At 63.8% G+C, this 2,487-nt stretch carries 2 protein-coding genes; both read left to right on the forward strand.

Translation table 11 applies throughout. The features are described 5' to 3' along the window. Positions 1 to 418, forward strand: a 418-nt coding sequence (locus tag EOA24_RS34255; protein ID WP_133374764.1) for an NADPH-dependent FMN reductase, incomplete at its 5' end; no start/stop codon positions are given. A gap of 251 nt (positions 419 to 669) precedes the next feature. Continuing rightward, positions 670 to 2,487, forward strand: a 1,818-nt coding sequence (locus tag EOA24_RS34260) for a DNA gyrase subunit B (RefSeq protein ID WP_133374765.1), incomplete at its 3' end; no start/stop codon positions are given.

Here is a 2,487-nt window from a genome sequence, read left to right on the forward strand (position 1 = left end):
GCCACACCATCCGCGGCTGCGCAAATATGAGAACGACCATACCAAGGCGTGGTCAAAGGCGATCGACGCCGCCGACGCCTTCGTGTTCGTGGCGCCGGAGTATAACTACTTCGTGGCGCCCGCGATCGTGAACGCCATCGACTATCTGCTGCATGAGTGGCGCTACAAGCCCGCGGCGATCTTCAGCTATGGCGGCGTATCCGGCGGATTGCGCGCCGCGCAATCGCTGAAGCCGCTGCTCACCTCGGTCGGCGTCATGCCGATCCCGGAGGGGGTGGCGCTACCGGCCTATGCGAGCCTGCTCGATGAGAAGCGCGCCTATCATCCGAGCGAGCAAGTGCAGGGCGGAGCGAAGACAATGCTGGACGAGTTGTTCCGCTGGAGCGGGGCGCTGAAGACGCTGCGCGCGGCCGAATAGGCACGAAAGCTTCCCAGCAAGGCAATTATCAGGCTGCGCTTAGGCGCGGCCTTTTGCGTTTCATCGACCCCTTTCGGCCGAACGCCGGGACCGTATCAGCGCGGGCGTGGAAGCACCTTGCCGCCAAGCCGGCAAAATGCCCGCAAACCTTGGAAAATCCGCCATTTGCGCCTATATCTAGGACATCAAAACGGCGCGATTCGCGGCCATTTTTCGGCGCCGGACCAGCGACATCAATCAGACAGGTTTTCATGAGCGATCAGACCGAAAGCGCCATTGGCGCGCAAGCCGAGTACGGCGCCGATTCCATCAAGGTTTTGAAGGGGTTGGACGCGGTGCGCAAGCGTCCGGGCATGTATATCGGCGACACAGACGACGGCTCGGGCCTGCATCACATGGTCTATGAGGTGGTTGACAACGCCATCGACGAGGCGCTTGCCGGCCACGCCGACCTCGTCTCGGTGACGCTCAACCCCGACGGTTCCGTCACCGTCATCGACAATGGCCGCGGGATTCCGACCGATATCCACCCCTCGGAGGGTGTTTCGGCGGCCGAAGTGATCATGACGCAGCTGCATGCCGGCGGCAAATTCGACCAGAACTCCTATAAAGTGTCCGGCGGCCTGCATGGCGTCGGCGTCTCGGTGGTCAACGCGCTTTCCGCCTGGCTCAAGCTCAAGATCCGCCGCAACGGCGAGATTTTCGAGATGAGCTTCACGCATGGCAATGCCGACGCGCCGCTGAAGGTGACCGGCAGCTACGTGCAGGACAAGCAGCCCGGCACCTATGAAGGCCGCAGCGGCAGCGAGATCACCTTCTTCCCGTCGGCCGAGACCTTCACCATGGTCGAGTTCGACTACAACACGCTGGAGCACCGGCTGCGCGAGCTCGCCTTCCTCAATTCCGGCGTGCGCATCGTGCTGACCGATGCGCGCCATGCCGACCTTGTGCGCCATGAGCTTCATTATGACGGCGGGCTGGAAGAGTTCGTCAAATATCTCGACCGGGTGAAGAAGCCGCTGATCGAGGCGCCGATCGCCATCCGCGCCGAGCGCGACGGCATCACCGTCGAAGTCGCGATGTGGTGGAACGACAGCTACCACGAGAATGTGCTGGCCTTCACCAACAACATCCCGCAGCGCGACGGCGGCACACATCTGGCCGGCTTCCGCGCGGCGCTGACCAGGCAGATCACCGGCTATGGCGAGTCTTCCGGCCAGACCAAGAAGGAAAAGGTCTCGCTGACCGGCGACGACTGCCGCGAAGGCCTGACCGCTGTTCTCTCGGTCAAGGTGCCCGACCCGAAATTCTCCTCGCAGACCAAGGACAAGCTGGTCTCGTCCGAGGTTCGCCCGGTGGTGGAGAGCCTGGTCAACGAGGCGCTGGGTACCTGGCTGGAAGAGCATCCGAGCGAAGGCAGGGTCGTGGTCGAGAAGGTGATCCAGGCGGCCGCTGCGCGCGAAGCCGCGCGCAAGGCGCGCGACATCACGCGCAAGAGCACGCTCGGCGTCACCTCGCTGCCCGGCAAACTCGCCGACTGCCAGGAGCGCGATCCGGCCAAGTCGGAAATCTTCATCGTCGAGGGTGACTCCGCCGGCGGCTCGGCCAAGGGCGGGCGCTCGCGCCAGAACCAGGCGATCCTGCCGCTGCGCGGCAAGATCCTCAATGTCGAGCGCGCCCGCTTCGACCGCATGCTCTCCTCCGACATGATCGGCACGCTGATCACCGCGCTCGGCACCTCGATCGGCAAGGACGAGTTCAATGCCGACAAGCTGCGCTATCACAAGATCATCCTGATGACGGACGCCGACGTCGACGGCGCCCACATCCGCACGCTGCTGCTCACCTTCTTCTTCCGGCAGATGCCGGAGCTGATCGAGCGCGGCCATCTCTACATCGCCCAGCCGCCGCTCTACAAAGTGACGCGGGGCAAGAGCTCGCAATATCTCAAGGACGAGAGCGCCTATGAGGAATATCTGATCGGCTCCGGGCTGGATGAGGCCTCGCTGGTGCTCGCCTCCGGCGAGGTGCGGACCGGGCAGGACCTGCGCAGCTCCGTAGACGACGCG

The sequence above is a fragment of the Mesorhizobium sp. M2A.F.Ca.ET.039.01.1.1 genome, from assembly GCF_003998035.1.
Lineage (GTDB): Bacteria > Pseudomonadota > Alphaproteobacteria > Rhizobiales > Rhizobiaceae > Mesorhizobium.